Annotated in this window: 7 protein-coding genes; all 7 read left to right on the forward strand. The window is 70.1% G+C overall.

Annotated features, from left to right (window positions below):
• Window positions 1–118: 118 nt before the first annotated feature.
• The 7 genes from uraD (at window position 119) to ACWFR1_RS00630 (ending at window position 7,368) form a co-directional block, all read left to right on the forward strand.
• Window positions 119–643 carry a 2-oxo-4-hydroxy-4-carboxy-5-ureidoimidazoline decarboxylase gene (gene uraD / locus ACWFR1_RS00600; protein ID WP_453544998.1) on the forward strand — a complete coding sequence of 175 codons (525 nt, stop codon included), beginning with the start codon at window positions 119–121 and terminating at the stop codon, window positions 641–643.
• Window positions 640–1,029 (forward strand): hydroxyisourate hydrolase, encoded by a 390-nt coding sequence (gene uraH / locus ACWFR1_RS00605; protein ID WP_056647500.1) that lies wholly within the window; start codon window positions 640–642, stop codon window positions 1,027–1,029. Before uraD ends, uraH begins: the two co-directional genes overlap by 4 nt.
• Window positions 1,030–1,034: 5 nt before the next feature.
• Complete coding sequence (gene pucL, locus ACWFR1_RS00610; RefSeq protein ID WP_314621909.1) at window positions 1,035–1,958, forward strand: factor-independent urate hydroxylase; 924 nt, start codon at window positions 1,035–1,037, stop codon at window positions 1,956–1,958.
• A 67-nt stretch (window positions 1,959–2,025) separates the two neighbouring features.
• Window positions 2,026–3,432 carry a nucleobase:cation symporter-2 family protein gene (locus ACWFR1_RS00615; RefSeq protein WP_453544999.1) on the forward strand — a complete coding sequence of 469 codons (1,407 nt, stop codon included), beginning with the start codon at window positions 2,026–2,028 and terminating at the stop codon, window positions 3,430–3,432.
• Between the two features lie 48 nt (window positions 3,433–3,480).
• A complete protein-coding gene (locus tag ACWFR1_RS00620; RefSeq protein ID WP_453545000.1) occupies window positions 3,481–4,869 on the forward strand; it encodes an 8-oxoguanine deaminase in 1,389 nt (462 codons plus the stop codon).
• A 334-nt stretch (window positions 4,870–5,203) separates the two neighbouring features.
• The gene (locus tag ACWFR1_RS00625) at window positions 5,204–6,652 is read left to right on the forward strand and encodes a nucleobase:cation symporter-2 family protein (RefSeq protein ID WP_453545001.1); all 1,449 of its coding nucleotides are present in this window, start codon (window positions 5,204–5,206) and stop codon (window positions 6,650–6,652) included.
• A gap of 62 nt (window positions 6,653–6,714) precedes the next feature.
• Complete coding sequence (locus tag ACWFR1_RS00630; RefSeq protein WP_453545002.1) at window positions 6,715–7,368, forward strand: aspartate/glutamate racemase family protein; 654 nt, start codon at window positions 6,715–6,717, stop codon at window positions 7,366–7,368.
• The last annotated feature ends 145 nt before the right edge of the window (window positions 7,369–7,513 follow it).

The following is a 7,513-nucleotide window of genomic DNA, read 5'->3' on the forward strand; positions in this document are numbered from 1 at the left end:
GGGACGACGGCTTTTGTGTGGCCGAGTTTTCAACAAAGTGTTGACGTTGTGTTGCGGAGGGCGTTAGCTATCCGCAGCCCGTCCGACGCACAGCGAAAAACAGCCACGGAGGCTTCCCGTGACTTCAGGTACGACACCGGGTCTCACCCGGTTCAACACCTCGGCGGACAGCGAGGCCCTCGCCGCGCTCCACGAGGTGTGCTCCAGCTCGGCGTGGGGGAGCAAACTGCTCGCCCAGCGCCCGTACGCCACCACCGAAGCCCTCTTCCTCGCCAGCGACGCCGCCATGGCCGAACTGACCGCCGAGGACCTGGCCGACGCGATGGCGGGCCACCCGCCGATCGGTCGTCCGAAGGCCGGGGACCCGACCTCCTCCCGCGAACAGAGCGGGATGGCCGGCGCCTCCGCGGAGCTCAAGACCGAGATGCTCGAACTCAACCTGGCCTACCAGGACCGGTTCGGTCATGTCTTCCTCATCTGCGCCACCGGCCTGACCGGCGAGCAGATGCGGGACGCGGTCCGTGAGCGGATCGGCAACTCGCCCGAGGAGGAGCGGGAGATCGTCCGCACCGAACTGGGCAAGATCAACCGCATCCGGCTGACCCGTCTCGTAGAGACCTCCGAGGAAGAGAGCTCCGCATGAGCACCGACACCACGGCCTCGGTGTCCACCCACATCCTCGACACCAGCATCGGCCGCCCCGCCGAGGGCGTGGCCATCACGCTCGCGGCCCGCAAGGGCCTCGACGGCGAGTGGATCGCGCTCGGCGGCTCCGCCACCGACGCGGACGGGCGCTGCAAGGACCTGCCGGCCCTGCCGGAAGAAACCACCCACGTACGACTCGACTTCGAGGTCGAGGAGTACTTCTCCAAGAAGCAAGCCGAGGCGCAGCAGGACGCCCCCCGCGTAAGGGACAGCGGTGCGTTCTTCCCGGAGGTGGCGATCACGTTCGCCGTCAAGCCGGGCGAGCACTATCACGTACCGCTGCTGCTCAACCCGTTCGGCTACTCCGTTTACCGAGGGAGCTAGCAGACATGCCCACGATTCTCGGCCAGAACCAGTACGGCAAAGCAGAGAACCGCGTCGTCAAGATCACGCGGGACGGCGACACCCACCACATCAAGGACCTGAACGTCTCCGTCGCCCTCTCCGGCGACCTCGACGACGTCCACCTCACCGGCTCCAACGCCCACTGCCTCCCCACCGACACGACGAAGAACACCATCTTCGCGTTCGCCAAGGAGTACGGCATCGAGTCCGCCGAGCAGTTCGGCATCCACCTTGCCCGTCACTTCGTGACGAGCCAGGAGCCGATCAAGCAGGCGCGCATCCGGATAGAGGAGTACTCCTGGGAGCGCATCGCCTCCTCGGACGCCAACTCCAAGTTCATCGGCGCCGAAGAGGTCAACCACTCCTTCGCCCGCAAGGGCCAGGAGACCCGCGTCACGCAGGTCACCTACGACGGCGAGAAGTGGGAGGTCATCTCCGGCCTCAAGGACCTCGTCGTCATGAACTCCACCAACTCGGAGTTCTGGGGCTACATCAAGGACAAGTACACGACGCTCCAGGAGGCGTACGACCGCATCCTGGCGACCCAGGTGTCCGCCCGGTGGCGGTTCAACTGGACCGACGACGACCAGCGCATGCCCAACTGGGAGCGGTCCTACGAGCAGACGCGCAAGCACATGCTCGAGGCCTTCTCGGAGACGTACTCGTACTCCCTCCAGCAGACGCTGTACCAGATGGCCACGCGCATCATCAACCACCGCTCGGAGATCGACGAAGTCCGCTTCTCGCTCCCGAACAAGCACCACTTCCTGGTCGACCTCGAGCCCTTCGGTCTGAAGAACGACAACGAGGTCTACTACGCCGCCGACCGCATGTACGGCCTCATCGAGGCCACCGTGCTGCGTGACGGAGCCACGGCGCAGATCCCGGTCGACATGACCAACCTCTAAGCGCCATCTGAGTGACGGCCCCGCCCGCCCGCAGTCGGGCGGGGCCCGCACCAGCCCGGAGGGACCCATGGCACAGTCTGCAAGGGGGCCGGCAACCGCCGAAGGCCCGTGTTCCACCCCACCGGACCCCACACACCAGGTCCATCCGGTGGACGAAAAGCTTCCCGCCTCGCGGCTCGTCCCCGCGGCACTCCAGCACATCGCCGCGATGTACGCGGGCGTCGTCACCCCTCCGCTCATCATCGGCCAGGCCGTCGGCCTGGACGCGGCGGGGATGACCCGGCTCATCGCCGCCAGTCTCCTCATCGCCGGCTGCGCCACGATCTTGCAGACCCTCGGCGTCCGGACCTTCGCCGGCAACCGGCTCCCGTTCGTCAACGCCGCCTCCTCGGCGGGCATCGCCCCGATGCTCGCCATCGCCGAGACCAGTGCCCCCGGACACCAACTCCCCGCCATCTACGGCGCGGTGATGGTCGCCGGAGTCTTCTGCCTCGCCGTCGGCCCCTTCTTCGGGAAGCTCCTGCGCTTCTTCCCGCCGCTCGTCACCGGCGTCGTCATCACCCTCATCGGGGTCACCCTGATGCCCGTGCCGGTCGGCTGGGCCCAGGGCGGCGACAAGAACGCCGCCGACTTCGGCGCCATGAAGTACCTCGCGCTGGCCGCCTTCACGCTCGTCGTCATCCTGCTCTTCCAGCGGTTCGGCAAGGGCTTCGTCAAGCAGATCGCCCTCCTGCTCGGCCTCCTCATCGGCACCCTCGCCGCGATCCCCTTCGGGATGGCCGACTTCGCCGCGCTGCGCGAGGCACCCGTCGCGGCCCTGCCCGCACCCTTCGCCTTCGGCGCACCCGAGTTCCAGCCCGCTGCCATCCTCTCCCTGTGCATCGTGATGCTGGTGCTGATGACCGAGTCCAGCGCCGGCATGCTCGCCCTCGGCGAGATCTGCGACCGGCCGAGCGACGGGAAGACCATCACCCGCGGTCTGCGCACCGACGGCATCGCGACGCTGCTCGGTCCCGTCTTCGGCGGCTTCCCGACCTCGGCCTTCGCCCAGAACGTCGGCGTCGTCTCGCTGACCAGGGTCCGCTCCCGGTACGTCGTCGCCGTCGCCGGTGGCGCCCTGCTGGTCCTCGGTGCCTTCCCGGTCCTCGGCGCGGTCGTCTCCACCGTCCCGATGCCCGTCCTCGGCGGCGCCGGAATCGTCCTCTTCGGCTCGATCGCGGTCAGCGGCATCCGGACCCTGTCGGAAGCCGGACTCGACGACAGCTCCAACATCATCCTGGTGGCCGTCGCGCTCGGAGCGGGCATCATCCCGCTCGCCGCTCCCACCTTCTACGCCGGCTTCCCGGCCTGGGCGCAGACCGTGCTCGGCTCCGGCATCAGCGCGGGCGCGCTCGTCGCCGTCCTGCTCAACCTGTTCTTTCACCATCTCGGCACCCGGAGCCGTCACACGGCTCCGGCACTCAAATCCTCCTAGGGTCCTGCCGTGCCCACACCACCCCCGAGGAATGAAGGAAGCACCGCCATGGCAGCACCTTCGGCAGCCCAGCGCATCGTCATCGAGAACGCGGCGATCGCGACCGTCGACGCGAACGACACCGAGTACGCCTCCGGCTACCTCGTCGTCGCCGACAACAGGATCGAGTCCATCGGTGCCGGCAAGGCGCCCGAGGGCCTGGAGAACGTGGTCCGCCGGATCGACGCCACCGGTCATCTGGTGACGCCCGGCCTGGTCAACACCCACCACCACTTCTACCAGTGGATCACCCGGGGCCTGGCCACCGACCACAACCTGTTCAACTGGCTGGTCGCGCTCTACCCGACCTGGTCGCGGATCGACGAGTCGATGGTCCGCGTCGCCGCCCAGGGCTCCCTGGCGATGATGGCCCGCGGCGGTGTCACCACCGCCATGGACCACCACTACGTCTACCCGAAGAACTCGGGTGACCTGTCCGGCGCCATCATCGGCGCCGCCTCCGACATGGGCGTCCGCTTCACCCTCGCCCGCGGCTCGATGGACATGAGCGAGAAGGACGGCTTCCTGCCGCCCGACTTCGCCGTCGAGACCACCGAGGGCGCGCTCGCCGCGACCGAGGAGACCGTCAAGAAGTTCCACGACGCCTCCTTCGACGCGATGACCCAGGTCGCCGTCGCACCCTGTTCCCCCTTCTCCATCTCCACCCAGCTGCTCAAGCAGGGCGCCGAGCTGGCCCGCCGGCTCGGGGTGCGCATGCACACCCACGGCTCGGAGACCGTGGAGGAGGAGAAGTTCTGCCACGAGCTCTTCGGCATGGGCCCGACGGACTACTTCGAGTCCACCGGCTTCCTCGGCCAGGACGTGTGGATGGCGCACTGCGTCCACATGAACGACTCCGACATCGCCGCCTTCGCCCGCACCGGCACCGGTGTGGCGCACTGCCCGTCCTCCAACGCGCGCCTCGCCGCAGGCATCGCCCGAGTACCGGACATGCTGAAGGCGGGCGTACCGGTCGGCCTCGGTGTCGACGGCACCGCCTCCAACGAGTCGGGCGAGCTCCACACCGAGCTGCGGAACGCGCTCCTCATCAACCGCCTCGGCGCCCACCGCGAGGCCGCGCTCAACGCCCGCCAGGCCCTGCGCCTCGGCACCTACGGCGGCGCGCAGGTCCTCGGCCGCGCCGACAACATCGGCTCCCTCGAAGCCGGCAAGCTCGCCGACTTCGTCCTCTGGAAGATCGACGGCCTCGGCCACTCCTCGATCGCCGACCCGGTCACCGCGATCGTCTTCGGCGCCGCGGCCCCGGTCACCGCCTCCTTCGTCAACGGCAAGCAGATCGTCGAGAACAACCGACTGCTGTTCGCCGACGAGGAGCAGATCGCGCGTGACGCGCGCGCGGAGGCGCAGCGCCTGGCCCGGATCACGGCCCAGAGCTGACCCTCCCCATGGAGTCCGACCGAGGGGGACGGCCCTCGGTCGGTCGCCGCGGACCCGAGCGGGGCCCGCGGCAGCCCGACCGGGAGGTGCCGTACGCAGAAGACGTACGGCACCTCCCGGGAAGGTGAAACCTGCCCGCACCCCCACCGGGCACCGTCCCCACGCAGCGCCTCCTCCCCGCGCACACCTCCCCACCCCGCGTGCGCACCTCTCCACCCGGCGCCCGCACCGCTCCGCCCCGCAACGAGCCGCACCTCCTGTACTTCGCACCGCATCGCACCACCTCCCTGAACCCCGCGTCACCGCCGACGTGTAACCGACCGGAGGAACCGCCGTGGCCGCCAAGCCCCAGGTTCGCAATGCACAAGACGCAGGCTCCGCCCCCGAAGACCGCGAGAAGCACCCGGTCGACGAGACGCTGCCCCCACTGAAGATGCTCACGAGCGGCCTCCAGCACGTGGCCGCCATGTACGCGGGCGTCGTAGCGCCGCCCCTGATCGTCGGAGCGGCCGTCGGCCTCTCCGGCACCGAACTCACCTTCCTGACCGGCGCGAGCCTCTTCACCGCCGGACTCGCGACCTTCCTCCAGACCCTCGGCGTCTGGAAGATCGGTGCCAAGCTGCCGTTCGTCAACGGCGTCACCTTCGCCGGTGTCGCCCCGATGCTCGCCATCGTCGACACCACGGACGACAAGAGCGACGCGCTGCCCGTCATCTTCGGCGCGATCATCGTCGCCGGACTGCTCGGCTTCCTCGCCGCCCCCTTCTTCTCCCGCCTCGTGCGGTTCTTCCCGCCGGTCGTCACCGGCACCGTGATCACCCTCATCGGCGTCTCCCTCCTCCCGGTCGCCTTCGGCTGGGCCCAGGGGCCCAACCCCCGGGCCGAGGACTACGGTTCGACGACCTACCTCACGCTCGCCGCCATCACGCTCGTCGTGGTCCTGCTGCTGCGCCGCTTCACCCGCGGCTTCCTCAAGCAGGTCGCCGTCCTGGTCGGCCTCGTCATCGGCACGCTCATCGCCATACCGTTCGGCGTCACCGACTTCTCCCCGGTGACCGAGGCGGACATCGTCGGCTTCCCGTCCCCGTTCCACTTCGGCGCCCCGCAGTTCGCGCTCGCCGCGATCATCTCCATGTGCGTGGTCATGCTCGTCTCCATGACCGAGTCCACCGCCGACATGCTGGCGCTCGGCGAGATCGTGGAACGCCCCGCCGACGAGAAGACCATCGCGGCCGGCCTCCGCGCCGACACCCTCGGCTCGGCGATCAGCCCGCTCTTCAACGGCTTCATGTGCAGCGCCTTCGCCCAGAACATCGGTCTGGTCGCCATGACCAGGATCCGCAGCCGCTTCGTCGTGGCCTGCGGCGGTGGCTTCCTGGTCCTGATGGGGCTCTCCCCGGTCGCCGCCTCGCTGATCTCGGTCGTGCCCCGGCCGGTCCTCGGCGGCGCGGGTGTCGTCCTCTTCGGCTCGGTCGCCGCCAGCGGCATCCAGACGCTCGTCAAGGCCGGCCTGGAGAAGGACAACAACGTCCTGATCGTGGCCGTCTCGCTGGCCGTCGGCATCATCCCCATCACGGCGCCGGAGTTCTACCACGCCTTCCCGGAGACCGCGAAGATCATCCTGGACTCCGGCATATCCACCGGCTGTGTCGCGGCCGTCCTGCTCAACGTGGTCTTCAACCACCTGGGCCGGGGCCGGGACGACGACGAGGTCACCGCGCCCATGGAGCCGGGCGAGGACATCTCCGGCAGCGCCACCGCGAAGGCGGCGCACGTCCACTGAGCCCGCTCGTCACCCCACCGACCGCCCCGGTCCCCGCGCACGCCGCGGGGCCCGGGGCCGTCGTGCTGATCAACCCCAACACCTCGACGGCGACGACCGCGATGATGACCGCCATCGCCCGCCGGACACTGGGGGCGACATCGGGCGCCCTCTCCGTCCGCGGCGTCACCGTGCCCCGCGGCTCCGGCATGCTCACCGACCCCGCCGCCCTGCGCGCCGCCGCCCCCGAGGTGCTCGCCGCCGGACTCCGCGCCGCGGCCGCGGGCGACTGCGCGGCGCTCCTCGTCGGAGCCTTCGGCGACCCCGGCCTGGAGGCGCTGCGCGCCGCCACCGGACTCCCCGTGGCGGGCCTCGGGGAAGCGGCCCTCCTGGAAGCCGCCGTCGGCGGCAGGCCGTTCGGCATCGCGACCACCACACCGCTCCTGGCCGACGCCATCGCCGAGCGGGTGGAGACGCTCGGCCTCGCCGGCCGGTACACCGGCATCCGGCTCACCGCCGGCGCCCCCGAACGCCTCTCCGCCGACCCGTCGTTGCTCCTCGACCGGTTGGAACGGGCGGTCCTGGCCTGCGCCGAACGGGACGGGGCGCGCGCCGTCGTCATCGGCGGCGGCCCGCTCGGCGAGGCCGCCGAGGAGCTGCGCACCCGGTGCGCGGTCGAGCTCGTCGCCCCGATCCCCGCGGCCTGCCGCGTGCTCTCCCGCCTGCTGACGGCCTGACCGCCCCTCCTCACCTCCCTCACCCACGAGGACCTCCCCGCCCTCGATGACCTCCAGGCCCTCCAGGCCCTCCAGGCCCTCCAGGCCCTCCAGGCCCTCCAGGCCCTCCAGGCCCTCCAGGCCCTCCAGGCCCTCCAGGCCCTCC

The organism is Streptomyces sp. NPDC055103, from assembly GCF_053607625.1.